Annotated in this window: 18 protein-coding genes and 1 tRNA gene; 11 read left to right on the top strand and 8 right to left on the bottom strand. The window is 57.1% G+C overall.

What is annotated here, in order from left to right; genetic code table 11:
- Window position 1 precedes the first annotated feature (1 nt).
- Window positions 2–1,213 carry a 23S rRNA (adenine(2503)-C(2))-methyltransferase RlmN gene (gene rlmN / locus OHL22_RS01950; protein ID WP_263332636.1) on the top strand — a complete coding sequence of 404 codons (1,212 nt, stop codon included), beginning with the start codon at window positions 2–4 and terminating at the stop codon, window positions 1,211–1,213.
- Window positions 1,214–1,225: 12 nt separating this feature from the next.
- Here the strand turns inward: rlmN and OHL22_RS01945 are convergent, their stop codons facing one another.
- The 4 genes from OHL22_RS01945 to OHL22_RS01930 form a co-directional block, all read right to left on the bottom strand.
- Window positions 1,226–1,747: a DUF3617 domain-containing protein gene (locus OHL22_RS01945; RefSeq protein WP_263332635.1), complete on the bottom strand. Its 522-nt coding sequence runs from the start codon at window positions 1,745–1,747 to the stop codon at window positions 1,226–1,228.
- A 98-nt stretch (window positions 1,748–1,845) separates the two neighbouring features.
- The gene (locus OHL22_RS01940; protein ID WP_317890878.1) at window positions 1,846–2,883 is read right to left on the bottom strand and encodes a gluconeogenesis factor YvcK family protein; all 1,038 of its coding nucleotides are present in this window, start codon (window positions 2,881–2,883) and stop codon (window positions 1,846–1,848) included.
- Between the two features lie 88 nt (window positions 2,884–2,971).
- Complete coding sequence (locus OHL22_RS01935) at window positions 2,972–3,535, bottom strand: tetratricopeptide repeat protein (protein WP_263332633.1); 564 nt, start codon at window positions 3,533–3,535, stop codon at window positions 2,972–2,974.
- Window positions 3,536–3,695: 160 nt separating this feature from the next.
- The gene (locus OHL22_RS01930) at window positions 3,696–4,292 is read right to left on the bottom strand and encodes a DUF4254 domain-containing protein (protein ID WP_263332631.1); all 597 of its coding nucleotides are present in this window, start codon (window positions 4,290–4,292) and stop codon (window positions 3,696–3,698) included.
- 192 nt (window positions 4,293–4,484) lie between these two features.
- Here OHL22_RS01930 and OHL22_RS01925 point away from each other — a divergent pair, with 192 nt between their 5' ends.
- The 3 genes from OHL22_RS01925 (at window position 4,485) to OHL22_RS01915 (ending at window position 7,451) form a co-directional block, all read left to right on the top strand.
- Window positions 4,485–5,690: an ATP-grasp domain-containing protein gene (locus tag OHL22_RS01925; protein WP_263332629.1), complete on the top strand. Its 1,206-nt coding sequence runs from the start codon at window positions 4,485–4,487 to the stop codon at window positions 5,688–5,690.
- Between the two features lie 17 nt (window positions 5,691–5,707).
- Window positions 5,708–6,736, top strand: a complete 1,029-nt coding sequence (locus OHL22_RS01920; RefSeq protein WP_263332627.1) for a UDP-glucose--hexose-1-phosphate uridylyltransferase — start codon at window positions 5,708–5,710, stop codon at window positions 6,734–6,736.
- A gap of 241 nt (window positions 6,737–6,977) precedes the next feature.
- The gene (locus OHL22_RS01915; protein ID WP_263332626.1) at window positions 6,978–7,451 is read left to right on the top strand and encodes a hypothetical protein; all 474 of its coding nucleotides are present in this window, start codon (window positions 6,978–6,980) and stop codon (window positions 7,449–7,451) included.
- Between the two features lie 159 nt (window positions 7,452–7,610).
- Here the strand turns inward: OHL22_RS01915 and OHL22_RS01910 are convergent.
- Window positions 7,611–7,686: transfer RNA gene (locus tag OHL22_RS01910), tRNA-Lys, on the bottom strand.
- Window positions 7,687–8,187: 501 nt separating this feature from the next.
- Here OHL22_RS01910 and OHL22_RS01905 point away from each other — a divergent pair.
- The 7 genes from OHL22_RS01905 (at window position 8,188) to OHL22_RS01875 (ending at window position 22,800) form a co-directional block, all read left to right on the top strand.
- The gene (locus OHL22_RS01905) at window positions 8,188–10,167 is read left to right on the top strand and encodes a cellulose synthase operon protein YhjQ/BcsQ (RefSeq protein ID WP_263332624.1); all 1,980 of its coding nucleotides are present in this window, start codon (window positions 8,188–8,190) and stop codon (window positions 10,165–10,167) included.
- Window positions 10,164–14,618: a UDP-forming cellulose synthase catalytic subunit gene (bcsA, locus tag OHL22_RS01900; RefSeq protein ID WP_263332621.1), complete on the top strand. Its 4,455-nt coding sequence runs from the start codon at window positions 10,164–10,166 to the stop codon at window positions 14,616–14,618. The genes OHL22_RS01905 and bcsA overlap by 4 nt, the downstream gene beginning before the upstream one ends.
- A 1-nt stretch (window position 14,619) precedes the next feature.
- Window positions 14,620–15,825, top strand: coding sequence for a cellulose synthase complex periplasmic endoglucanase BcsZ (gene bcsZ, locus OHL22_RS01895; RefSeq protein ID WP_263332619.1), 1,206 nt, complete (start codon window positions 14,620–14,622; stop codon window positions 15,823–15,825).
- A 112-nt stretch (window positions 15,826–15,937) separates the two neighbouring features.
- Window positions 15,938–21,181 (top strand): cellulose synthase subunit BcsC-related outer membrane protein, encoded by a 5,244-nt coding sequence (locus tag OHL22_RS01890; protein ID WP_263332617.1) that lies wholly within the window; start codon window positions 15,938–15,940, stop codon window positions 21,179–21,181.
- Window positions 21,182–21,360: 179 nt separating this feature from the next.
- The gene (locus OHL22_RS01885) at window positions 21,361–21,756 is read left to right on the top strand and encodes a DUF2089 domain-containing protein (RefSeq protein ID WP_263332615.1); all 396 of its coding nucleotides are present in this window, start codon (window positions 21,361–21,363) and stop codon (window positions 21,754–21,756) included.
- 265 nt (window positions 21,757–22,021) lie between these two features.
- Window positions 22,022–22,318: a hypothetical protein gene (locus tag OHL22_RS01880; RefSeq protein WP_263332613.1), complete on the top strand. Its 297-nt coding sequence runs from the start codon at window positions 22,022–22,024 to the stop codon at window positions 22,316–22,318.
- Window positions 22,318–22,800 (top strand): SHOCT-like domain-containing protein, encoded by a 483-nt coding sequence (locus OHL22_RS01875; protein ID WP_263332611.1) that lies wholly within the window; start codon window positions 22,318–22,320, stop codon window positions 22,798–22,800. The genes OHL22_RS01880 and OHL22_RS01875 overlap by 1 nt, the downstream gene beginning before the upstream one ends.
- A 13-nt stretch (window positions 22,801–22,813) precedes the next feature.
- Here OHL22_RS01875 and OHL22_RS01870 read toward each other — a convergent pair whose 3' ends face one another.
- The 3 genes from OHL22_RS01870 to OHL22_RS01860 all read right to left on the bottom strand — a co-directional run bounded on the left by OHL22_RS01870 (window position 22,814) and on the right by OHL22_RS01860 (window position 26,964).
- Window positions 22,814–23,950 carry a universal stress protein gene (locus tag OHL22_RS01870; protein ID WP_263332608.1) on the bottom strand — a complete coding sequence of 379 codons (1,137 nt, stop codon included), beginning with the start codon at window positions 23,948–23,950 and terminating at the stop codon, window positions 22,814–22,816.
- A gap of 2 nt (window positions 23,951–23,952) precedes the next feature.
- Window positions 23,953–25,386, bottom strand: a complete 1,434-nt coding sequence (locus tag OHL22_RS01865; protein WP_263332606.1) for a sensor histidine kinase — start codon at window positions 25,384–25,386, stop codon at window positions 23,953–23,955.
- Between the two features lie 102 nt (window positions 25,387–25,488).
- Window positions 25,489–26,964, bottom strand: a complete 1,476-nt coding sequence (locus OHL22_RS01860) for a DUF6798 domain-containing protein (RefSeq protein ID WP_263332604.1) — start codon at window positions 26,962–26,964, stop codon at window positions 25,489–25,491.
- Between the last annotated feature and the right edge of the window lie 21 nt (window positions 26,965–26,985).

Genomic DNA, 26,985 nt, shown 5'->3' with positions numbered 1-26,985 from the left:
CATGAAGACGGCCCAACAACAATCCGATGCCCTGAAATCCGATGTTTTGACAGGACCATTGGTTTCCGTCGGGGAGATCGCGTCTGCACGCGATTCTGGTTCGCAGGCAACGCGAGCACTGTTCGGCATCGACAGGGCTGGATTGATCGCTGTTTTCGCTGAACTTGGTGAGAAGCCGTATCGCGGACGGCAAATGACGGATGCTCTCTATAAGCAGCGTGTATCGAGCCTGGATGAGGTAACGACGCTGCCGCAGACGCTCAAAGACAAACTGGTTGGAGCGGGCTGGCATGTTGGCAGGCCACGCATTGCGCAGGCTTTCAAGAGTGTAGATGGAACAGAGCGATACCTGATCGATGTGGGCGGACAGACGGTGGAGACTGTGTGGATGCCCGAAGGCGACGGCGGAGCCGAGTTCAGCGAAGAGGATGCCGAGAGCGGAGCGCGTGGCTGGAAGCGGGCAACGATTTGCGTGTCGAGCCAGATCGGATGCGCGGTCAACTGCCAGTTCTGCTTGACGGCGAAGCTGGGGCTGCAGAGGAACTTGACGGCAGGCGAGATTGCCGGGCAGGTGGTTGCGGTGCTCGATCGCCACGCAGTGGAATTGAATAGGAATCGCGTCAATCTCGTGTTCATGGGCATGGGCGAGCCGTTTCTGAACTACGACAATTTCATGGCCGCAGTGCGGATTCTGATGGATGAGGTTGGAATTGCGGCGCAGAGAATGACGGTTTCGACGTCGGGGATTGTGCCGGGGATTTTGCGGTTTGCTCAAGAGCCTGCAAGGCCAAAGCTGGCAATCAGCCTGAACGCTCCGAATGATTCGGTGCGCGAAGCCGTTATGCCGGTGAATCGCAAATGGAATATCGCCGCGGTACTGGATGCCGTACGGACGATCCCGTTCAAAGGGCGCGAGAAGGTAACGTTCGAGTATGTGATGCTGGGCGGCGTCACCGATCGGCCGGAGCACGCAGCGGATGTCATCAAGCTGGTGCGGCGCGCCAACTTACCAGCAATGGTCAATCTGATCGCCTGGAATCCCGGACCGGGCATTGCGTATGAGAGCCCGACGGCTGAGTCTGTGCTGGCGTTCCAAAAGCTGTTGCTTGCCGCCGGCATACAGACGTATGTCCGGCGGCCAAGAGGACGGGATATTTACGCGGCCTGCGGTCAGTTAAAGCGGACGACTGAGAACGCCGCGCCCGCCGCGTAAGCGCGTATCCGGCTACTTATCCGCTGGAATTGGAATCGGTTTCACATCGCCGCAATCGGAGCCTTTAAAGACCGAGGTCGATTCGCTGGTCCACTCGACCGGCGTGTTTCCGCCACGGCCTTGAATGCTGCCTGTGAAATGCACACTGCCCTTGGCGTGCTCAGGATCGTCCCAGGAGGATTGCACGGTGCCTTTGCCGCTCATCATGCCGGTGCAGACCATATCCGCGGTCATACTGTGATCGGTCTTGTTGACATTGGTAAATGTGCAGTCGCCACGGCGGATCTGCGGGACGGGAGCGCCGTATTTATCAATGATCTCCTGAGTTAGGCAGACTTGCGTGGTGCGCGGGCCTCCGCCAAAAGGCGAGTTGGGTCCGCCCGGAGGCGTCATTCCAGCGAGGAATGGAGATTGCTGCCAGGTCATGGTGGTGGTCATCTCCCACAGGCCGGGCTTGCGGCCCTGTGCCCATGCGACGATGACGCCAGCTAACACTACGGTACCGACAGCGATCCAGGTGCGAGTAGGACGCATGTTTTTCTCTCCAGGAATCGAGATGCAGGGACAGCAATTCCGTGCGCCACCAATGTACGGGATTCCGGCAGGTACGGGAAGTAGATTCTCGCTCTACATCAGGCTCCAGCGAGATTTTTAATCATGGAAAGACGGCCAAGCTCGAGGAGCGCTCCGGCAACTTTATCTCCTGCGTGGCGGAGTACTTCGCCTTCACTGAGGAAGTTGCCGACGATGCATCGTACGCCTAGACTTTCGACGCGGTCGACATCGGGGATGATCGGTGCTGCGCCCTCTGCAGCGTAACGGAGCAGCATCTCAGGCGAGACAGGTGCGGAGTTGAGGATGGCGTAGTCGAAGATAGGTGCGCCAGTGTGCTCGTAGATGCGCTCGATGTGCTGCGAGGCGGTCAGGCCAAGGCTCTCATTGGCCTGTGTCATGAGATTGCAGATGAAGACGCGAACACCGCAGGCGCGGGTGAGCGCCTCGGGAATACCTTTCACGAGCAGGTTGGTGATGAGCGAGGTGTAGAGCGAGCCGGGGCCGACTGTAATCAGATCGGCGCGCTCGATGGCTTCAAGAGCCTCGGGCAAAGGAGCGGCATCTGGCGGCTCAAGCGTGAGCTCGACGATTCGGCGCTTGCTGGCGCTGATGTTGGTTTCGCCACGGACGAGTGATCCGTCGTCCATTTCGGCCACGAGGGTAGCGTTCGCGGTAGTCACGGGATAGATGCGGCCGCGTGTGGCGAGAATCTTTGAGGCTAGCTGGATGGCCTGGCCAAAATCGCCGGTGATTTCGGTTAGTGCGGCTACGAAAAGATTGCCGAAGTTGTGGCCTTCGATGTCTCCACCGGATTTGAAGCGATGCCGGAATAGCTGGGAGATGAGATCTTCTTCTTCACTGAGGGCAACCATGCAGTTGCGCAGGTCGCCGGGCGGAAGCATATTGAAGCCCTTACGCAAACGGCCTGAGGAGCCGCCGTCATCGGTCACGGTAACGAGCGCGGCCAGGTCGGAGATGATTCCGGTTTCAGTAGTCTGGCCGGGAACGGCAACGTGACGCCTGAGGCCACGAAGAAGGGTAGAGAGACCTGTGCCTCCGCCAATTGCCACTACGCGCAAGGCGGCGGGCGGCGAAATGCTGGCAGAGGCGGTCAAATTCGGATCCTTGTCGGCGAGTGAGGACGTGATCGTCGACGTTCGCATCCTTTGAAGCGCAATGACGAAGAGCGGTCCTCGATCCAGTTTACGGGTTCTCGGGGTAGAGCAGTTCCGTAAAGCGGGGATCGTCCTGCACGTTCTGGAAATCGCTGTCGGTGCGAGCCTGCAGGCGATTGCGCGGGTTGGTCTCAATAGCGCGCGCTAGGTGTTCGAGACACTCCTCGATCTGTCCTGTGATGGCGTCGAGAACAGCCAGGCCATACAGGGCATAGTCGGCTTGGGGGCTCTTGTTGAGGATGTGAGAGAACTGCTCGCGAGCTTCCTCGTAGTAGTCCATATTCAGCAGCGAGACCGCGTAGTCGTATTGCTCCTCGACCGAAATGAATTCGAGGGTGGTCTTGCTCAGCTCGCGATGGCAGGCGCTCACATAGATGCGGCAGCGTTCGGCAAGTGGCGGTGGAGCTGTTCCGAGCAGCTTTTCAAAAGCGATGAGCGCTTTGTCGAACTTTGACTGCTGAAGAAGCTGAAGCGCGGACTGATAGTGCTGAAGGGATTCCGTATCGACGTGGTTCCCGGTCCCGCTAGGGCGTGTGCTGGGCGGTGTTGCTTTCTTGCGGGTGGACAAGGTGGTTCTGGCCTCAGAGCTCATGTTTCAATCGCCGGTGGAGCGGTCCTGGTTGCCTGGTTTTGCAATTTCAGGGGCTCAACCGCTTAAGCGATTGTATCTTCAGCCCCTCTTTATACGCACAAGCCTGCGCTACGTCAATGGGCGTGGGAACAGTGGCGAGTATGGAGAGGCATCAAAGTCCTCATGAGTTGCGGTAGACGGAGGGATTCAACGAAGGGTCGTTATACATCTTGAGCTGGCGGTAGAGCTTGAAACGGCGCGTGCCGGAGAGCGATTCCTCCCAGAGGCGGACCAGGCAGGCTGCGAGGTCATTGCGCTGGATTGCGAGGATTGCGAGCCGTTCCTGATTGCGTTCGAAGTGGCCCTGTGGGGCGTCGGGCCGCTCCATCTCTTCGCGCGTGTGGTAGAGCTTAAGGGCAAGGATGGAGAGCCGGTCGATCATCAGGCCGGGCGACTCGGAGTGCAAAGGGGACGTCTCGTTTGGCATACCAGCCGTGGCGAGCTTTTCGAGGAGGAGTTGATCGATCTGTTCCGACAGATCGTTGCGGCGCTGGTTGGTGGAGTCGATGCGGCGCTTGACGCGTGCGAGGTCCGCATCGGTCGCTTCGGGGGTGCGAGCCTCATCTTCGGTATGCCAGAGCTCAAAATTCGCCAGGTGCTGCCGTGCAACGAGTTCGCTCCATGGGTCCAGCGGACGTTGCCAGGCTTCAAGTGCTTCGCGATGCCAGGCAACCGTGAGCTGGTCGTGAAGATCGGGGATATCGCTGAGATTCAACATAACGGGCGTAGAGTTAGACGGCGAGTACTACCTGAATGAGTGTATCGAACATTGCGCGAGTGAGAGCCCGGGCCTTTTGATGTCAGGCGCGGCCGGTATGGTAGAACTATCGTCACTTGAGCACACACTACGGTCCTGCGCAGAGGGATAGATTTTGCGAGCGCATGGCAGGGTTGAGGATGGGAGAGAGGCATGGCTGATAACAGCGAGCGGTTTCTTTGCATCTCGACGTATGAGAAGGGGCAGGATTTTCTGCGCGAGCTGCATACGCAGGGTATCAAGACGACACTGCTGACTCTGGAAAAGCATCGTCATGGGGCGTGGCCGTTTGAATGTCTGGAAGACCTGGCGACTATGCCTGCCAATCTAACCAATGAACAAATTTTGAACACTGTGGCTTGGATGTCTCGCGAGCGCAAGTTTGATCGTCTGGTAGCTTTGGACGAGTTCGATATGGAAGTGACGGCGCAGCTTCGCGAGCACATGCGTATCCCGGGGATCGGCACGACGGCTATTGCTTACTATCGTGACAAGCTGGCTATGCGGATGGGTGCGCGGGATGCCGGGTTTCTGGTGCCGGAGTTTGTGCGGGTGCTGAACTACGACGAGTTGCGGGAGTACATGGGCCGGGTTTCTCCGCCCTGGCTGTTGAAGCCGCGATCGGAGGCCTCAGCGCTGGGGATCAAGAAGATTCAGGAGCCGGAGCAGCTTTGGCGCGCGCTGGATGAACTGGGCGACCGGCAGAGCTATTTCCTGATGGAGCAGTTTGTGCCGGGGGACATTTTTCATGTGGATTCGATTATCAAGGATGGGAAGGTGGTGTTCTCGGCTGTGCATCGGTACGGCAAGCCGCCAATGCAGGTAATGCATGAGGGCGGCGTGTTTACGACCCGTTCGGTGGACCGGAATTCCGAGGACTGGAAGCAGCTTACGGAGCTGAATGCGAGGCTTGCTCCGGGGCTGGGACTGAAGCGCGGGGTTACACATGGCGAGTACATCAAGGCGCACGCGGATGGGCGATTCTACTTCCTGGAGATTGCGGCGCGGGTTGGCGGGGCGTTTATTGCAGACCTGGTGGAGCAGGCGACAGGCGTGAATCTCTGGCGCGAGTGGGCGAAGATAGAGGTGACTGATTTTCGCAGGACTGAGTATGCCGTTCCGCAGGTTCGAGCGGAATATGCGGGCAGCGTGCTTTGTCTGGCCAAAGAGGAAAATCCAGATACGTCGCTGTTTAACGCTCCGGAAATTGTCTACCGGATGAAAAAGCATCATCATGCGGGGCTGATCGTCAGGTCGCAGGATCCGGCGCGTGTGGCGGCGCTGCTGGATGAGTACAGTGTCGCGTTTGTGGAGAAGTATTTGGCGTCGATGCCGCCTCCGGCGCGGCCTACGGCCTGAGTATCGGAAGGGAAGGAATGATGGAGAAGCGATGGCAGTATCCGCACCGCAGATGGAATCCGCTGCGGCGCTCGTGGGTGATGGTTTCACCGCACAGGACGCAGCGTCCGTGGCAGGGTGAGGTGAGCAAGACCGCTCCGGCGGCTGGGGTGAGCTACGACCCCGAGTGCTATTTATGTCCGGGGAATAAGCGGGCGGGGAATGAACAGAATCCTGATTACACAGGCGTCTTTGCGTTTGTAAACGATTACGCTGCGGTTTTGCCTGTTCCACCGGCACATCTGGATGAGGCGGCCTCGCCTTTGCTGGCTTCGGAGCCGGTCGAAGGCATCTGCAAGGTGCTGTGCTTTCATCCAGATCACAGCCTTACGCTGGCGAAGATGGAGCGTGTGGATATCCGGCGCGTGATCGATGTCTGGGCGGCTGAGACTGAGGAGATCGCGAAAACGAATTGGATCAGGAACATCCAGGTTTTCGAAAATCGCGGGGCGATGATGGGCGCGAGCAATCCGCACCCGCACTGCCAGATCTGGGCGACGAGCGTGGTGCCGGACGAGGCGGCGATCGAGCTGGACGCGCAGAAAGCATATCGGTCAGAGAAGGGAAGTTGCCTGCTCTGCGATTATCTGGCTGCGGAGCGCGAGGCGCAGGACAGGGTGATCTTCGAAAACGATCATTTTGCCGTGGTTGTGCCGTGGTGGGCGGTTTGGCCGTTCGAGACGATGGTGCTGCCGAAGCGGCATTTCGGCGGATTTCCAGAGTTGTCGGCCGACGAGCGTGATGGACTGGCTGACGCCCTCAAGCAAATCACTAGCCGCTACGACAAGCTCTTCGATGTCAGCTTTCCCTATACGATGGGCTTTCATCAGTCGCCTGTGAATAATGGAGCGCATCCGGAATGGCATTTTCACGCGCATTTCTACCCGCCGCTGCTCAGGTCGGCGACGGTGCGGAAGTTCATGGTGGGTTTTGAGATGCTTGGGATGCCGCAGCGCGATATTACGCCGGAGCAGGCTGCAGAGCGGCTGCGTGGGCTTAATCAATGATCCACTGATGCGGCTCATCGAGTGATCTTCGGTCTCTCAGAATGCAAAGGCCATTGGGAGCAGCTATCGCGGTTTTCGCGGAGATTGATTTCAACAATCGGACTGCAATTCCAGGAGCCAATCGCACGGGAGGGCGCGAAAAAACTCCAATTGTGCTGAACGGGGGGCAGTCCTATACTCGGTCCGGTAGTGGAACCATTCCTGACCTAGCAGTACAAACAGCGGAAGGAGATTCAGTACCATGGCTGTCATCCACTGGACAGAGGTGCAAGCCTACGTCATTGTTGCGATTACCGGGTTCGGTCCATCCGGGCATGACCCAACTCAGTTGCCAAACATCAATCTGTCAGATCTGGACGGACCAACCACGGAAAACATCAGGGATCACGGTAAGTTCAAGTGGGAGCGCTGGAACTATGGCATTCCGAAGCATGAGATTGCGAATGACGGCGTGCCTCAGCTAATGGACTGGTTCCAGCGGCAATATCCACGCGCTCGCGCGCTGAAGGTGCAAGCTAAAGGTTATGGAGGTTTCGTCCTCAATCTGACCTGGATGATAGACGACGCGAATCATGGATATAAGCGGTTGTTTAATTTTCACGTAAAGATCAATGCTGGCAGTATGGATTTGAAGACTCTTTTCGCGAGCGGCGCTCAAGGGCAGCAGAAAGATGCCGCCATGGATGCCATGTTCCCGGCTCTGGGGTCCAAATAAAAACTGCTTGTATCCGAACTTCTGTTTTCGGGAATACCCATGCGTAACACTTCAGGGCAGGCGGCAAACACATCTGCCGACCTGCTCTGAAGGAAGAAAAGGCTTCGCGGGTAGGCCGGAACCTGATTTCATGGTAGGGAAAGCTGGCAGACTGTGGAGTGGTGAGCTCGCTGGGAATCGAACCCAGGACCCACGCATTAAAAGTGCGTTGCTCTACCGACTGAGCTACGAGCTCCTGAAGATCTGCCTTATTTAAGGTAGCACAGGGATAGCTTGAGCGCCTGCCAAGGACCGGTTTTCGGAGTGCTCGCAAGACGGAGATGCGCTGCGCGAAGCGCCAAGGTTTTCAACTGTATACGCGCCTGCGCTAAAGCGAACAGTGCACCACACTTGCTATCTCCCAGACCTCTATTCTGGTGGTACTTTACTGCATGAAAACATTGCGCATTTTTGGTCGCATCGGGCCGATTGTAACAATAAAGTGGTACACCTCGGTAACCAGCAGAGTGCTATGGTTTGGCTAATAGGCTCGTCCAAAGTCTCACGGGGGTGAGGCTGCGAGTCTATCCTGCAAGCTTTTGGCACGCTTTGTCTGGTAAGCCGGGGGGGACTGGCCGGGCGCGATGTAGTAGGAGTTGGGCTGGGATCCTTAGGTGGTTTTGCGGGCGCGTTGCCGCCTGCGAGAGAGTGCTGACTATCAGCAGTTTGTGGTTGCTGTAGAGAGTTGCAGGTGAATATGCCAGATACGAATCCAGCAGGGACAAATCCGGCTATGGAGCCGAGCGAGGCCGCAACGCCTGAGGATGTTGCGACGCTGTATTCGTGGGCGAATCTGCACGGTGCCAAATACCGGGATTTCTCTGCCTCACGTGCTCAGGTGCGTGAAGCTACGCGGTTGCGAGCCGAGGCTGCGGCGGCGGAAGAACGCAGACGCCTGGAAGAAGAAGAAGAGCGCAAGCGGCAGGAAGAGGCGCAGATAGCGGCCAGGCTTGCAGCCGAAGCGGCTGAAGCGGCGCGGCAGGCTGAGGCGGATCGTCTTGCAGACATCGCGCGGCAGGCTGAAGCTGAAAGGCAGGCTGTACTGGCTGCGCAGGAAGCGCAACGCCAGGCTGCGCAGCAACGGCCCTGGCAGGCTGTGATGCCTGAGGTTTATCAGGGCGGACAGGGATCGCAAGCAGCGACTGGTCCTGTGCCCGTGCAACAAGAGGTGAGAGCGGTGGTAGAGGCTCCGCAGGTTGCTGGTGCAGGCCAAAGAGGATACGCGGACGCGACTGCGATTGCTGCTCCGCGTGAGTCTGCGGCGCATCATTGGCGGATCGTTGAGTCTGCGGCAATGACTCAGACAGTCGAAAAGCAATTGGCTGCGGACGTTCCTCCTCATGCAAATTCGTCTCAGTTGTACTCGATGGCGCCCGCAGCTCCTGCAGCGGAAACATTTGCGGTGCCGGCGCCCGATCCGTTTTTTTCTTCTCCATGGCAGGCTCCTGAGATTCGCGAACCCCGAGAAGCGCGCGAAAATGCGGTGCGTCCAGCATGGCTGGCTCCTGAGATTCCAGTGGAACGCGTGGAGCATGTGCAGCAACCGATGATGGCGCAGCGAGCAGCGAATATGCCAATGATGGCTCAGGTGCAGCCGATTCAAGGTCAGGCGCAGGTCCCGATGTATGCGCAGTTTCAGGGGCAGAGTGCGGGACATGCCATGAGCCAGTCAATTGGGCAATCGGGCGGGCAGTCGAGTGGGTCGGGCCAAGGTCATCCGCAGGCGCCAAATGTCGTGGATGATACGCTGCTGGGCTCACGGGACCGGCTTACGAATCGCTGGTATGCGTTGAAGAGCGTGTTCGATCCACAAGCCGCCCCGGCTCAGGCGCAGATGCAGCCTCCAGCTAAGGTGCCGGTGCTTGCGGTCTTTTCGCTTGCTGGCGGAGTTGGCAAGACAAGCCTGATTGCTTCGCTTGGGCGAGCGTTGTCGGCGCGCGCCGAGCGGGTTTTGCTGGTCGATACCGCGGCGTATGGATTGCTACCGTTCTTCTTCGGCGCGCGTGATCAGCGGCCGGGAATGCTGCGGACCTTCAATCCTCCGGGAGCGAGCGCCGATGCGCCGATTCAATTGGTGACGCTTGATCCGGAAGCGCAGGCCTCCGATTACGCCAATATGGAAGGGGGGCAACCCCAGCCTCAAGATCCGGCTGCGTTTCAGGGGCAGGGAGCCAATTCCGATTGGCTATTGCAGGAGATCGGGCGTTATGCGCGGTCGACGCATCGTGTGCTGGTGGATTTGCCAACCGCTTCTGGAGCAACCACGCGCAGAATTTTGCGCATGACGCCGACGGTGGTTGTGCCTGTACTTCCGGATATGAATTCCGTGGTGAGCGTGAGCGCGATTGAGTCGTTTTTCCGCAATCATGGCGCTGGAATTTATACCGGCGGCAAGCAGATACTGCCGTTTTATCTGTTGAACCAGTTTGACTACTCACTGCCTTTGCATCTGGATGTGCGCGAGATTTTGCGGGAGCAGATCGGGGATCGGCTTTTGCCATTTGCTCTGAGGAGAAGCCCCACGGTGAGCGAAGCTTTGGCTGAGGGAATGACGGTGATCGATTACGCTCCGAATGCGGTGGTTGCGGAGGATTTTGCGAGCCTCGCGGGATGGGTTCGCAGCCTGTCGGCACCCGCCCAGCAAAGTTATCGCGGCGTCCGGTGGAGTGAACGATGAGCCTCACTCAGGTCTGGCACGATATTGGTGCTGGAGAGACCTTTACCGGTAAGCTGGTTCGGTTTTTCTTTCTCTGTTTTGCAGTGGTGGCGTTTTACTTTTTTGCAACGCTGCCGTTGACCTGGCCGCAGCAGGCTGTCTGCGGTTTACTTACACTGCTGCTGGGGCTGGCGCTGGGGCGTACATCGGATTCTTATCTGATTACGCTCACGCTGATGATCCTGTCGCTTTTCTCGACCTTCCGTTACGGATACTGGCGTCTTGCTACGACGGTCCAGTTTTTTCAAGATCCGTCGAATCACTGGGGAGCGCTGGACGCCTTCTTCATTCTCTCGCTGGTGTTTGCCGAGAGCTACGCCTTTGTGATCCTCTTCCTGGGCTTCTTTCAGACCATCTGGCCGCTACGGCGCGCGCCGATGCCGCTGCCCGAGAACACCGAAGAGTGGCCGCATATCGATGTCTTGATTCCCACATATAACGAGCCGCTCGAAGTGGTGCGCTATACAGCGCTCGGAGCACTCAACATCGACTGGCCGGCGGACAAACTGCATGTCTACATTCTGGACGATGGACGGCGCAAGGAGTTTGAGGAGTTCGCGTTTCAGGCTGGTGTGGGATACAAAATTCGGCCGGATAACTTTCACGCCAAGGCAGGCAACATCAACACGGCGCTGAAGAGTCTGCATTCGCCGTATGTGGCTATTTTTGACTGCGATCATGTGCCGACGCGCAGCTTTCTTCAAATGACGATTGGGTGGTTTTTGCGCGATCGCAATCTGGCGATGCTGCAGACACCGCACCATTTCTATTCGCCGGACCCGTTCGAGCGCAATCTGGGCCAGTTTCACATCATTCCCAACGAAAACGAGCTCTTTTACGGGATTGTGCAGGACGGGAACGATTTCTGGAACGCAACCTTCTTTTGCGGCTCTTGCGCGGTGCTGCGGCGCGAGGCGCTGGATGAAATCGGCGGCATCGCTGTCGAGACGGTGACGGAAGACGCGCATACCTCGCTGCGTATGCAGTCGAACGGGTGGAACACGGCGTATATCAATATTCCGCAAGCGGCTGGATTGGCTACGGAGCGCCTGTCGGCGCATGTGGGCCAGCGAATTCGCTGGGCGCGCGGCATGATTCAGATTCTTCGCACTGACAATCCCCTGCTTGCCCCCAAGCTGAGCTTTGCACAGCGGCTGTGCTACTTCAACGCAATGGCGCACTTTCTATATCCGCTGCCCCGGTTGATCTTTCTGACCGCACCGCTGATCTATCTGCTGCTATCGCATACCAACGTGCCGGGATACTGGGGGGCGATTCTTGCATACGCGCTGCCTCACTTGACGCTCTCGAATATTACGAACTCGCGCATCCAGGGCGCGCACCGGCATTCATGGTGGAACGAAATTTACGAGACGGTACTCTCGCCTTACATTTTGCTGCCGACGATGCTCGCGCTGGTCAATCCCAAGCTGGGTAAGTTCAACGTGACGGCCAAGGGCGGCATCGTGAAGCGCAGCTTCTTTGACGTCAACATTGCACGGCCATTTCTGGTGCTGCTCTTTCTCAATTTCCTGGGATTGGCAGTGGCGATTCCGCGCTTCTTCATCTGGGATCATGACCGCCCCGGCACTGTGATCATGAACTGCATCTGGTGCTTCTTCAACATCGTGGTGTTAGGGGTATGTTCAGCAGTTTCGCGAGAGATGCAGCAATTGCGCCAACATGTCCGCATCAAGATCGTGACGCCGGTGACGATTCGGCTTAGCGATGGACGCGAAGTGAAGGGGGAGACGCTTGATCTTTCGAGCGGCGGCACGGCGATACGCCTGAATGAGGCGTTTGAGGCGCCCGTAGGAGATGACGTTAGACTGATCTTCCCGCTTCCGAGTCTCGATGCCGATCTGCCAGCATCTATTGTGACTTCAGAGAAGACGTTGCTGCGCATCAAGTTCAGCGAGTTGAACATACAGGAACAGGAATTTCTGACAATGGTGCTCTACTCGCGCGCCGATACGTGGCTCGGCTGGGGTGAAAGCAGAGAGGTCGATCAGCCGATGGTAAGCCTGGCGCGCATCTTCGCGATTTCGTTCAAGGGCTTGAAGATGACGTTCTTCAGTCTGTTCTTCCGGCAAAAAACAGCGAAGGGAAAAGGGCTTTCCAAGACCACCAAGGCTGCGGTCAAAGGGAAGTCGAACGTAGCGGCGAGAGCGCATATGCTGCTGCTGTTCCTGTTGCCCGCGCTGTTGCTCGTTTCCGGCTCGACGAGACCGGCTTTATCGCAGCCAGCCATCTCGGGATTAAGCAGACCGTTGACCGCGGCGAGTGCGCCGGCACCTGCGCCAGGTCAATTTCATGACACTTTTACGCTTGCGGATATCGGTACTGGGCCGATCGAGATGCATGGGGTGGACAGTACGCGGTCCATCTTCTTTGCGCTGCCGCAAACACATGTGGTACGCATGGCGAAGATCCACATCTACTACTCGTTTTCGCCAGCCTTGTTACAGCAGATGAGCCATATTCAGCTCATGCTGAATGGAACGCTCTTTGCGACGCTGCCGGTTCCTCCGGATCAGACGGCGGCGACGGGCGCCAGGCAGCAGGATGCGGAGATCTCCATTCCGGCAGAATTGCTGGTGCAGAAGAACATCCTGACGATCGAGTTCATCGGTCACTATGTGATGGTTTGCGAAGATCCGATGAACACGGTGTTGTGGGCGCGGGTTGCGACGAGCACATTTCTCGACTTTACCGGCGATGTATTGCCCATTACAGATGATCTGAAGCACCTGCCGCAGCCCTTCCTGGATACGGAGGCTGTCGCCGCTCCAAAGATACCGGTGGTTTTTCCATCCGCGCCATCGAGCAAGGCAATTCAGGCGGCAGGGGTGGTGGCATCGTACTTCGGTGTGCAATCGGAAAATCGTGCGATCCGCTTTCCTACCTATGTCGGTGCTGCTCCGGCAGGGAATGCCATCATCATCGCCGAGAACCCGGCGAGCCTGCCGGGCGGGCTTAATCTGGGCAATATCTCCGGGCCGACGGTTGCGATGCGGCCCAATCCGACCGACCCTTACAGCAAGGTTCTGATTGTCACAGGACAGGATGCGGATCAGACGCTGATGGCCGCCTGGTCTGTGGCGCAGAACGCCTCTGCGCTCGCGGGGCCGATGTCGATGATCGACAGCAGCCAGACAAAGCCTCCGGTCTCGCCGGCAGCGGATGAAGCGCCGCGCTGGGCGCGAACGGATGGAACGATTGCGCTATGGGACTATGCTTCCGCAGAGTCTCTGCAGACCGACGGTTCGGCTCCGTTGAACGTGTATTTCCGAGTGCCGCCGGACATGTTCTTCGGCGAGCAGTCCAATGCAATTCTCAAGATGGTCTACCGGTACAATCCAATCCCGATAGGCCCCATATCGAGCTTGCAGGTGCGCGTAAACAATGCGTATCTGGGCTCGCTGCCGCTCATACCAGGCTCGGAGGCAACGCGAGAGATAAAGACTGAAGTTCCGGTTCCGGTCGTGAACCTGAGGCCGTTCTCGAATTCGCTCTCATTTGACTTTACCTTTCAGATGATGAAGAAAGGCGGCTGCTCAGATACGACACCGATTAACATGCAAGGCGCCATCCTGCGCGATACCTATCTCGATCTGCGTGGTTATCCGCACTACGCTTCGCTGCCGAATCTTGAAATCTTTGCCAACGCTGGATACCCCTTTACGCGTTACGCGGATCTGAGCCAGACAACGGTGGTTCTGCCGGCGATCCCAACGCCGCAAGAACTGGAGATGTTTCTGACGCTGATGGGACATTTTGGGCGGCAAACTGGAATGCCGGTATTTCGCGTCAAGGTAGACGGCGCAGATGCAATGAAGGCCGGGGCCGATACGGATTTCCTTGTGTTGGGCACGGGCGATGATCAGCCGGCGTTTGCAAAAATAGGCGACAAGCTGCCGGTCAACGTCGAGGGTGGGCAGGTGCAGATTCGCGATACCGAAGGGGTATTTGGATTGCCACGCCATGCGTGGTGGAAGATTCCTGTTGCCGATCATACGGACTCAGGCGATCTGACTGCTTCCGGTACGCCTGACTCCGTGATCGAAGGCGTGGAATCACCGTACCAGCCGGGACGAAGCGTCGTGATTATCAATGTGAAGGATGCCGCGACGTATGACGCCTTTCTCACGACGTTCCTGAAGGTTCAGCAGGCCAGCGACATCAACGGAAGTGTTTCGGTGTTGCATGGGTCTTTATTTCAATCATTTCGACTGGGCGGTGGAACGTACCACGTAGGCTCGTTACCGTTGTGGACACGGCTTCGCATCTGGTTCAGCAAGGTGCCGTGGCTGGCTGCGCTGGGAGCGCTGGCGCTATCGTTCCTGCTGGCGATCTGGGTCCGAATCTGGCTGCGAAGCCACGCTCGTAAGCGGTTGCAGCTGGAAGACTGATATGCAGAGAAAACTTGAAAAAGCATTGCGATGCCCGATCAGGGCTGGTGGCGCACTGATGGTTCTTCTGACTGCAGCGTCTGCGGCATTGGCTCAAACGGCGGCTCCTGATCCTGCACGTCTGTGGCAGGCCTATGCCAGCCGGTATATCAGCGGTGATGGGCGAGTGGTCGATCCGCAAGGAGGCGACCGCACTACCTCTGAGGGGCAAAGTTATGCGCTCTTTTTTGCTCTGGTCAACAACGACCGGGGCCGGTTTGACCAGCTTTTGCGGTGGACTACGAACAACATGGCGCAGGGTGATCTAGGCGAACACCTGCCGGCGTGGAGTTGGGGTAAGGCAAAGGATGGCCACTGGGGAGTATTGGATCAGAATTCGGCTTCGGATTCCGATCTCTGGATTGCATATGATCTGGTGGAAGCCGGACGCTTGTGGAGCGATCACGATTACACCTCGCTGGGACGCCGTCTTGCCGATTTGATTGGACGAAAAGAAACGGCCAGCCTGCCAGGACTTGGAGAAGTGTTGCTGCCTGGTCCGGTGGGATTTCATTTGCAGCATCTCTGGGTCTTGAATCCAAGCTATTCGCCTCTGTTTTTACTGGAGAGATTGGCAGAAGTGAGTCCTGCGGGACCATGGGCCGGGCTGGCAAAGGATTGGCCGACGATTCAGGGGCAGAGCGCTCGGAACGGCTTTGCCATGGATTGGGTCTGTTATGGGCCTGATCAGGGATTTTCTCCATGTCTCGCAAATGGAGCCAAAGCTGCCACGGGAAAGTCGCCGGGACCGATGGGCAGTTATGATGCGATCCGCGTCTATTTATGGACGGGCATGTTGGCAGACTCTGTACCTGCCAAGGCGCAAATGATGCATGCATTGGCTGGAATGAATGAGTATATGCAGCAGCACAGCGCGCCTCCAGAGAAGATCAACGCGAGCGGCGTGCCAATGAATCAGGATGGGCCGGTAGGATTTTCTGCAGCGTTGTTGCCCTATTTGGCCAGCTTTTCCAACGAGGGGTCTGTTGCCCAACAGTTGGTGCGTATACAATCGCAACTCGATGAAAAATCGAATCTGTATGGAGCTGGCTACGGAGGCAGTCCTGCATATTACGATCAGAATCTAGTCCTCTTCGGAATCGGCTGGTACAGCAAGCAGTTTCAGTTTGGAAGAGGTGGAGAGCTGTTAGTACGATGGGGTCATTGAGGCATTTCGCGGACAGCCGTTGCAGGGATGGCGAAGCGTGGTGCGAGATGCGCCGGTGGGACTCCGATGAAAGGGCTCTCTGGCAGGCGAGAACGGTGGGAGACAGGCCTGAATGAGGGCAGTAGATCGGCAAAAGACAAAGCGGTACGAGAACCGGGATAGATTCTCCGCAGCGTTGCGGTTGTTCCGGTTTATGATCGCGCCTGCTGTTTTGCTGATGGCCGCCACAGTTCCTCTTGCCGCCCAGCAGAGCGATGCAGAGAAGATACTGATTCAGAAGGCACAGGCGCTCGAACAGCGTGGGCGTCCAGATATTGCTGTGCAGGTCTGGCAGCAGATTCTGCTTTCTGATCCGAATAATGCGATGGCCCTGGAAGGGGTGGCGCGCGATTACCGTCTGAGCGGCAATTCAGCGGCCTCCGATGAGGCGCTCGATAAGCTGCGCAAGATCAACCCATCGGACCCGAATATCTCCCGGATTCAGGGGCTGACAAGCGACAAGCGCCGTGATGCGCGCCTGGCGCAGGCTGGAGCTCTGGCGAAGGCCGGTAATCCTGAGGCCGCAATGCGGATTTATCGGGAGTATTACGGCGACCATCCTCCCGATGGCGATATCGCCCTGGCCTATTACGAGACTTTGTACGCGACGCCGAATGGCAAGGAAGAGGCGCTCAGGGCCATGCGTGCTGCGGCAGCGAGAAATCCAGGCGATCCGCGATTTATTGTGACGCTTGGCCGCATGCTGACCTATGACACGAAGACGCGCGCGGAAGGCATCAAGATACTACGGGAGCATCAGGACAACTCGGATGCGCAGATGGCTTTGCGGCAGGCGCTTGTCTGGGATTCAGCTAACCCGGCTTCGGCTGCGGAGCTCAAGGAATATCTGCGGACTCATCCAGCCGACGCGCAGATGCAGGAGCGTCTGAAGGTGAATGAAGGCAAGCTGGCGGAAATGAACGCGGGCATCGCCCGGACACCGGCCGAGAGAGCCGCATTTGGCGCATTGAATGCGCATCACCTGCAGGAAGCGGAAACCCGGTTTCAAGCGATGCTGGACGCGAATGAAAAAGACGCGCGTGCGGCAGCGGGCATGGGCTTCGTTCGCATGCAGCAGAATAACTTCGGCGCGGCGATCAGCTATCTGGAACAAGCGGAAGAAAATGGTTTCCGTGACAGTTCAATCGTGAATGGATTGGCGACGTCTCGCTTCTGGTACACGATGGGACAGGCTTCGGCTGCGTTCGATGCCAACCAATCGGAAGTTGCAGAAGAGAAATATAAAGCCGCTCTTGTAATGCGTCCGCATAGTCTGGAGGCGCTGAATGGGCTGGCTGGCGTCTACACCAAGAACCAGCAGTATTCGCAGGCGATTGCGATCTATCAGCAGTTGCTGAAGTCGCAGCCGCGTGCGACAGACGCCTGGCGCGGACTGTTTCTTTCCTATGCGCGCGCCGGTCAGAATCAGCAGGCGCTTTCTTTGATGGCGCGTTTCCCGGCTAGCGTAAAAGCAGCCGTCAATCGTGATCCGGATTACCTGCAGACCCTGGCGACGATTTATCAGGCGCAGGGCAGGGACGCGGATGCGCAGCGAGTGCTCGCGCAGGCTTTGGCTCTGCCGTTTCCAGATAACGGTGCGAATCTGAAGAACGGGACGCGGCTGCAGTATGCCAGCATTCTGATGGCAGCGAAGCGCTACAGTCAGGCCGCGGAGATGTACCAGCAGGTGTTGAACGAAGATACTTCGAGCCTGCCTGCGTGGATGGGGCTGGTGACTGCCGAACACCAGTTGGAGCATGACAACGAAGCGATTGGCCTCGTGGAAAAGATGCCGCCGGACACATACGATTCGGCGCTCTCGGACCCAGGGTTTCTGACGATGCTGGGCTCGATTTATCAACAGTCCAACCAGTTCGAGATAGCCCAGGGATTGCTGGAACGCGCCGTACGTCTGGAGACACAGTCTGGTGGTCAGCCGCCACTCAATTTGCAAATCCAACTGGCCGCAATCTATCTGCAGAGAAACAACACTGCGCAGGCATACGGTATCTATAAGCAGATATTGCAGACGCATCCAGATAATCTGCCAGCCTGGCGCGGGCTGATTGGCGCCTTGCAGCAGACGAATCGCAACACGGAGGCTCTGGAAGAGATCAAGCTGATTCCGCCGGATGTGCGCAAGCAGCTTGAGACAGACGTACAATTCGAGCAGACAGAAGCGAGTCTGTATGCATCAGCCGGCGATACCGTGAACGCCATGGCGCTCTTCAACAACGTGCAGAAACATTACACAACGCTGCGTGAGGAACCGCCTGCGGACGTTCAGATACAAAGCGCCTATCTGCTCTACAACACCAAGAATGATAGTGCTCTATATCCGGCACTGATGCAACTCGGTGCGCGTCAGGATCTCACAGTTGCACAGCGGGAGACGATTCAGAGTTTGTGGGCGAACTGGAGCGTGCGCCGGGCGTCGCAGGCATTCGATAACGGAAATACTGCGCGGGCCACGGACATTCTGGATGCTGCGGCCCAGGCGTTTCCGGATAATCTGACGGTGCGCAAAGCGGTTGCTGGCGGCTATCTGCAGGTTGGCAAATCGAGAGAAGCACTGGCGATCTTTAAGCAGATAGACATGCAGAACGGAAGCGCGGCCGATTTCCAAGGCGCGATCGGCGCGGCTCTGGCAGCAAACGACAAAGGCCAGGCAGAAACGTGGCTGCGGCAGGCGCTGGATCGCTACCCGAGGGATTCTGGAATTCTGGCGTTGGCGGCGCGGTTTGAGCAGGCGCGTGGAGACAATGCACGGGCGGCTGATTACTGGCGAGCTTCGCTGGCTGCAATGCCGCAGGTTTCGCCGCAGGATAAGCTGGCGCACGAACTGGTGAATCCGGAGCCAATGAAGCCTAATCAACGGCCAGCGACACCGGCCGATCTTGCTAATCTGTTGAATCCCGATCGCGATGCGAGCGCAGCAAATGGAAGATCTGGGCGTGCTCTGCCTCCGCTTCCTGCCTATGGGCATGACCCGTACCAGCCGAGCGCGCCAGTGGTGATTGCACCGCAGACTACGCCGGGAATCGGCTCTACACCCTCGATTGGGCAGTACCAGATTCCCACCACAACGACGACACCTCTTCCTCAGTCCGATTTGCAAACTGCACCGCAAGGGGGTTCGGAAGGATCAAGCCTGCCTGCGTTGCGGCTGCCGTCCGGTACTCGATCTTCCGCTGCGGCAACCACAATGCAGCCTCAGGCCAGTGATACAGGATCGAGGAACGGCGATCAGGGACGCGTTCGTAAAAAAACTTCGACGGCAAACGAAGGCCGTATGCAGCTTCCGGAAAGCGGCCGCCAAGGTGGCTTGGGTACTACGCCATCGCAGGCGCAGCAAGGTTATCCGCAGATCGTTCCCCAAAGCTATCAGCCGTCTACGGCCCAGCAATCTAAAGTCACGAACCCTCCCGATGTCTCGCTTGGTTCCTCTCTGAACCTTTCGGGTCTCCGTCTCTCTACTCAGCCGATGAATCTACTAGCGGCGCGGACTCAGGCGCTGATGACGGCTGAGACTGATGCGCAACTGACGGAAGGGCTGACTGCGGGGACGATTCACTACCTCCCGAATGCGGGAGTTTCCGGAGCAGCCTCGGCCTATCCCTCTTCGAATGCGGCTAGCGCTACTCAGCAGAGTCAGTTGCCAGCGAACAGCCGATACAGTGAGGTGCAGTACACGCCGTCCGCACAGGACGCGGCAGCCGGCGCGTACTCCGCGCCGAAGCAGGCGACCACAAAGCCGCAGCAGACCGAACTGCCCATTCCGCCGCCGCAGACTACAACGGGTCAGCAGGCGACGACGCCCGCACCGAAGCTGGAACGCAGCAAGCGGCGAAGACGATCGAAGCCTGCGGCACAGGGAAATTCAGTGCCGACGCTGGTCACCGCTCCGGGTGATCAACAGCAGCCCACAACGCAGTTGCCGGTAACGGAAGGAATTCCATCGGAAGGACAAGCGACGCCGAGCACGACTGGATTGAGCGATCAGGAGCTCGAAGAACGCAACCTGCCACCGCTCAAAGGACCATGGGTCCGTTTAACGCATCCCAAGCCGAAGGTGTTGAGCCCGCGCGAAGAAGCAGAGATGCAATTGCGCACCATCGAGGGCGGATACAGTGCGTGGCTTGGAGGAACGGGGACAATCGCCCATCGTACTGGCGATCCGGGGTTCAACAGCCTCACATCGCTTTCCGCGGATTTTGAGTATTCGCTGCCCATTGGCACCACGGCTAGACTTACTTTTATTGCGCGACCTGCATTTTTGGATTCGGGGCAGGCAGATGGCAATGCCGTTATCCAGTTGACGACAAATGGAGTGACGACTACCTCGCCCGAGCCGATCGGGACGATGACCGGGACCTTGGCCTCAACGACGCCTCCGGCACAGCAGAACTCAGCGGGGATCGGCGGCGAAGCGCAGTTGACCTTTGGCAATCTGGCGATTGCCGGCGGCTATACGCCGTATGGATTTCTGGTATCGAATTGGACTGGGCGCGCCTCATGGAGGCCAGGGAACGGACCGTTTACCTTCAGCTTTAATCGTGATTCGGTTAAGGATACGCAGCTTTCCTTCGGAGGATTGCGCGATCCCGCGACTATCACAGCCTTCAACGCAGGAAACGTCTGGGGTGGTGTTATCGCCAACTCGGCTAACGTGCAGTATGGGAAAGGCGACCTGAACTCCGGTTTTTATGTCGGGGTGGGCGGCCAATACATCACTGGCCTGCATGTGCAGGAGAATCGCAGGTTCGATGGCTCGATGGGTGCGTACTGGCGTGTATTGGCTATGCCTGAATATGGCACGCTCAATGTAGGCGCAAATTTCTTCGGGATGCACTATACATACAACCTGAGCGGCTACACATGGGGCATGGGCGGATACTTCAGTCCGCAGTCTTATTTTCTGGCGAATGTTCCCATTACATGGAGCGGGCATTATTTAACCCGTTGGCACTACACAGTTCTGGGCAGCTTTGGTATCCAGGCATTTTCACAGGATGCCGAGCCGCTGGCGCCACTTGATCTCGGTATCGAGACGAATACATTTAACAATGCCAAGCTCGCAGCTTTGACGAGCGTGGGAGCAAACTATGACCTGCGTGGACAGACAGCGTATGCGATCGGCGATCACTGGTTTGTAGGCGGTTTTGCGAGCGCGAATAACTCGCGGAATTATACGAATCTCACCGCAGGATTTTCGGTGCGATATCTGTTCCGGTCACAACCTTCTACAGTTGCTGGACCGACAGGGCTATTCCAGACCGATGACGCGCATGCGATGCGACCGTTGACGGTGCCATAGGTACAGTCTCGTTTCTTCGGAGATCCAATTTACAGCGGCGGACTTTGTCCGCCGTTTTTCATTGGTTTGAACATGCATCTTCGGTTGGCGTGGTAATCGTAAAATCAATAATATTAAAAAAATTAGTTGTAATACTTAATAAAATTAATTCATAATCGTGCAGTGATTGAGAGTCAATCGTGAAAGCGGATAGCAAAGCTTTGGAATGGCAGGAGCTTCTGCGGATGGCGCAGGGCAGTTCTATGGTTGTGGAACGAGTGCGGCTGCCTGAGAAACAGATTGCGATCGAGGGGACGTTTCTGCTGCCGGAGCTCGCAAGGTTAAGCATTGAGGACCAGATATTTGTCATGGCATTTGTTCGCACGCATGGCTCCATTAAAGAGATGGAGCAGATCTTCGGAGTGAGCTATCCGACGATTAAGGCCCGTTTGAACAGGATTGCCGGGCAGCTCGAGTTTGTGGAGACGAATCCGGGGCCGTCGGGTGTTGAGATTCGTACGGAAGTGCTGGAGAGATTGAATCGCGGCGAAATTACGGCGGTTGAAGCGATTGAGGCATTGGAGGGATTACGGTGACTCCGAATCTGGCGATTGTTCATATTCACAATTCGTTTTGGCCGGGGTTCCGGCTCTGGATTCCTCTATTCCTGCTTTGGATACCGCTGATCATTCTGTCACCGCTGATTTTCCTTGTCCTTCTTGGATGTTGCCTCGCAGCGAGGATCAGTGTGTGGCGTGCCATCGCGGTGTTCTGGGGGTTGATTTGCAGTTTACCAGGAACGGGAGTTTCGGTGAACGCAGAGGGGAACCGCGTTTTCCTGCAGATCTATTAGGAGGCGCAATGCAATGCGAGCGTTTCGGTGTACTGGTGCTACTGGCCGGAGGCCTGATCAGCGTACGCGAAGCTGAAGAGGTCCTCTATCCTTCGCCGCTAGCTGGATTGTTGAGACACGTCAAGATTGTGTTGTGTTGGGGTGTGATCTGCGCGGTAGTTCTCCTGATCGTTGCAGGGGCAGTAGCGGAGGGAAGCAACTGGAATCCCTGGGTGGGAGCGCATTACGGCCTGCTTTCATGGAATGGGCCTACGATTGCGCGGCACGTACATGCCGTTTTGCGGACTTTATTCGGAGGGTTGTGATGAACGATAGCAGACGCCAGGTATTGCAAATGCTGGCCGACGGCAAAATAACGGCTGAAGAAGCTGAACGGCTGCTGAGTGCGCTGGAATCCAATGCCGCAACCGGCGGAAACGGCGCCCGTTACGCAGGAGCGGCATCAGCAGGCGATGCGGAACCGGCGAAACCGCGCCCGAAATATCTGAGGGTGTTGGTCGAGTCGCAAGAAGGCGAAAGCGGCAAGAATGGACCGACCTCAGTGAATATCCGTGTACCGATGCGATTGCTGCGTGCGGGGGTACGCCTTGCAAGCCTGATTCCGGCACAGGCGCATGAGCATCTGGATCAGGCTCTGAACAAGCAGGGAATTCCGCTGACGTTGTCGCAGATCAAACCGGAGAATCTTGAGGAACTGGTTGACAGCCTCGACGATCTGACAGTGGATGTGACCGGAAAAGAGAGCAGCTCAAACGCCAACGTGAAGGTGCGAGTATTTAGCGAGTAGACGGACGTGTTCGCTAATTCTTGCGAACGGGTTTTTGCATGGGTACGACCTGTACGGTGACATCGCGAACTTCCGCCAGGAACCGGTTGAGCACGGAGCCGCGGAGGAGGATGTCCCACCGGGAACGGGCGGACTGACCGAAGACGACGTGGGAGATGTTTTCCTGCTGCGCAAAACGGATAAGGGCGTCAGCTACATTCTTGTCGTGCAGCGTTATGTTCTGTGCTCCCAGATCGCGGGCCATGCGCTGAAACTCCTGCAGGCGCTCGAAAGCTTCAGGGTTGCCATGGCCTTTATCTTCGTCAGGACGCACCACATAAACGGCATACCAGTTTGTGGCGAGGCGGCCGGCGATTCGAGATCCAACGCGAATAAGACGCTCGGTTCCCGTTCGTGTTGAGAGGCAAACCATGACCTTTTCCGGCATGGGAGCCTGCTCCAGACCCTGAATGCGGCGATACTGCGCAGCCTGGCTGCCGACCGTCTCAGCGGTAGTGCGCAATGCCAGTTCGCGAAGCATGTTGAGATTGCCCTTGCGGAAGAAGTTGGCAAGCGATTGCTCGACCTTTTCCGCGGCGTAGATCTTTCCCTGCTTAAGCCGGGTACGCAACTCGTCGACGGTGACATCGACGTTGACTACTTCGTCGGCGCGCTTGAGCACGCTGTCTGGGACGGTCTCCCGAATAGTTGTGTTGGCAGAACGGGCGACGGCGTCGTTGAGAGTTTCGAGATGCTGGATATTGACGGCAGTCATCACGTTGATGCTGGCATCAAGAAGCTCGATTACATCTTCGTAACGCTTGCGGTTTTTGCTGCCGGGGACGTTGGTGTGCGCCAGTTCATCCACGACGACGGTATTTGGGCGGCGTGCGAGAATCGCCTCCAAATCCATTTCTTTGAGCTTGACTGTGCGGTAGCCGATGCTCTGTAGGGGAATGATTTCCAGATCGCGGATCTGTGCTTCGGTCTCCGCGCGACCATGAGACTCGATGAGGCCGATCACAATGTCTACGCCTTGCTGCTTGAGCAGGTGCGCATCACTGAGCATGTGATAGGTTTTGCCGACGCCGGGCGCAGCACCGATGTAGATGCGCAGACGTGCCGGCTCATGCTGACGCTCGATCTGCAGTTCGGTAGGTTGATCGCTCACGATTAGCCCACCTCAACCGGATGGCGTATCGCCTCGACAGAGGCGACCGGTAATGTAAAGCGGAAGGTTGCGCCATGACCGAGACGGCTTTCGACGGAAATCTGGCCTCCGAGGGATTCGACTAGCCGGCGTGCCAGTGCCAGACCGAGACCTGTGCCACCGTCTGAGAATGAGCTGAAACGATCGAAGATGTGATTGAGCCGGTCGGCTGCGATTCCTGGACCGCTGTCGCGCACGATGAATTGAATGAAGCCCTTATGCTCCTCTGCTTCAAGTGTTACCTCGCTTTCGGCAGGCGAGAAGCGAAGAGCGTTGCCGACAAGATTATCAAGAATAGTTCGGACCGCCCGACGGTCGGCCTGTACATGTGAGAGGTCGGCAAAAGCATGGATTTCGATGCGTACGTTGCGAGCCTGAGCAGCATCGGTGGCGCGGTTGCGAGCCTCTACGAGCTCAACGTAGGGAAGTATTTTCTCTACGCGCAGCTCCCTCTTACCCGAGTCGAGCTCGGAAACTTCGATCAGCTCACTCATGAGGTCATCGAGTTTTTGCGATTCGTTGCTGGCAGCAGTAACAAGCTCTGCCTGAAGGGGACGGAGCTCCCCTGCGAACCCCATGCCGAGAGCGTAAAGTCCACGGCGGAGCTGGAGGAGTGGATCACGCAAACGAGCCGAAGCGACTGCGATGAATTGTGTCTTGAACCGGTCGGTTTCCTGAAGGGAGGTGACATCTTCCAGCGTGGTGACGGCGCCCAGCAACCGCCCTTCCGAGTCGCGCATAGGCATGGTGCGCAGACGGTAATTATGCTCGCGTTCACCGATGCGCATCGGTAGAGTTGCTGCTTCCCCTTCCGCCGCGACGGCTCGTTGCATCGAGACGGCATTCCGGATAGCTTCAAGGATTTTTTCGCCGCCCGGTGTATTGGCGAGAGCCATGCGGTCGGTTGCGGCTGAGCCGAGGACTTCAGCGGCTGCCTGGTTGATCTTAAGTACGTGGCCTTTGCTGTCGGTGACGATAATTGGTTCGAAGATCGATTGCAGAACAGCGTCGGAGAGCTGGAACTCCATCTGGCGGCGTCCGGCCTCGGTTTCGCGAAGTTCGCGAAGACGGACGGCCAGACGGTCGATTTCATTCGCGATCTGGCCAAAGCTGTCGTTGCTGTGAACTGTAGAACCCCATTCGGTGCGATGCGCGAGATCGCCAGAGGCGATACGGCGAATGTCACGGCCAAGCTGTTCGATAGGACGCAAGACGAAGATCAGCGTAATGGTTGCGACGAGGATTGCAGAACCGGAAAGCAGCCAGAGAATGAAGACGGCATGCCCGCCTGTTTTTCCGCTCGGAACCAACACGCGATGGACCCAGATGGCCAAGGCGAGCAATAAGGCCACGAGCAGCGCACAACCAAGTGTAAGGCGCTGCGTCAGGTTCAACATAAGTACGGCTCCCGGCGGCCTTAGGTGAGGGCCAAGTCAGAGGATATCCTTTCCATTCTGGCGGAAAGAGCGGCGCGGCGCAAAGTCTTCCCCGAGATCAGGTCAGGGAATCTGGCAGACAGCCAAAGCTGCGTTATGCCATTTGCAGTCAAGACCCGATGGAGCAGGGTGGTAGACGAGCGCCCAATTTGTTCCAAATTGGCTTTTGAGCCGCTTAAAATCGGCAAGCTGGAAGCGCCTCCAGCCGCTAGTGGCCAGTTGCTGCTGATTCCAGATGACGGCCAGACTCGGTACTTGTGTGGCGACAGCCGCGTCCTTGAAGGCGTCTGAGAGTTCACTGCGTTCGGCAAGTGCTCGGAAGCTGTGAAAATCTTCTCCGGGAGCGGACATATAGTGCGGATCCAACGTGAAATAGGCATTCGTGGGGGTGTTTTGACGAATCCATGCGAATGCCTGCAACCAGGCGTTATTCGAGACGATTCCGGGAAGTTCAAGATGTGGAGAGTTGGCGAATAGGTTGCGTTGAACCAGAAACATGCTGCCGTTGGCGACGAGCAGGAAAACAGCCCACCGCCATGTGGATCTCTTCAGCACGAACTTGCCAAGCAGTGCTCCAGCGACGAGGCAGAGAAAAATATAAATCAGGTGCAGGAATCGCATGGGCTGCATTGGGGTGAGGCGTACGAATGCCGGGACCTCAAGCGCGATGCAAGCTACAAGAAGCTGAAAGCAGCCATAGAGGAATATTGCCAGGGAGAGCCGTGCGAGGAGCGGGTGCTCGCGACTGCGGGCGATACGCCACAGACCGTAAAAAATGACCAGCGGCGCAATTGCTCCGAGCCATTCGTACCATGTCCATCGTGAGAGGAAATAGTAGGAGCGCGTGTTGAGCGCTGCATGCCATTCCGGGGATGGCCTTTCGAAAATCCATCCGAGAGGAAACAAGACTGCAGAGGACCTGGAAAACGTTGTTGTATTGCTCATGAAACGCGGATGACCAGTAAAGAACAGAAAAAGGCAGAAGGAGAGTCCGAGAATTCCCATCAGCGGATGCGTGATAACAGCCAGGATAAGCAAGGGAAGAGATTGCCAGGATTTATTTGCCAGTATCCGTGAAACGGCAAAAAGAATGAGAGCCGTGGAGATTGCACGAGGGTGTAGGTATTGATCTGCCAGGTATAGAGCGGTGCCCGCTACTGGGAGAGTGAACATTGCAGATATGAGGGCGACTGCTCCCCATTGGGCACTTTGCTCGGCAAAGAGACTGACGGCTATGCTGCGGCATGCCAGAAGGATCAGGAAAAGAGAAAGGAATTGCCAGAGCAGTTCAGACCATTCGATGGAAAAGTGAGTGGTGTCGGCAAATTTAGCCATCCCGCCGTCAAACACCGTAGCTTGCAATTGCAATCGGAAAAAATCGGAATCGCGGGGGAATAGTTGGGGGTTGAGGTCGGATTTTACCGCACTCAAATATACTCCATCGTCTTCCGCTCCCGGATGGTAGCCCATGGTTAAAAATCCGAGGATTGTGAAAGCCAACACGCCCAACAACGCGGTCAGAATTTTTTTGCGCCTCAAACGATACCACTCCGCTGAATC

Origin of the sequence: Acidicapsa dinghuensis, assembly GCF_025685685.1 — a bacterium.
Taxonomy (GTDB): Bacteria; Acidobacteriota; Terriglobia; order Terriglobales; family Acidobacteriaceae; genus Acidicapsa; species Acidicapsa dinghuensis.
The sequence above is the reverse complement of the archived record's forward strand: the minus strand, read 5'-3'. Positions and strand labels throughout refer to the sequence as shown.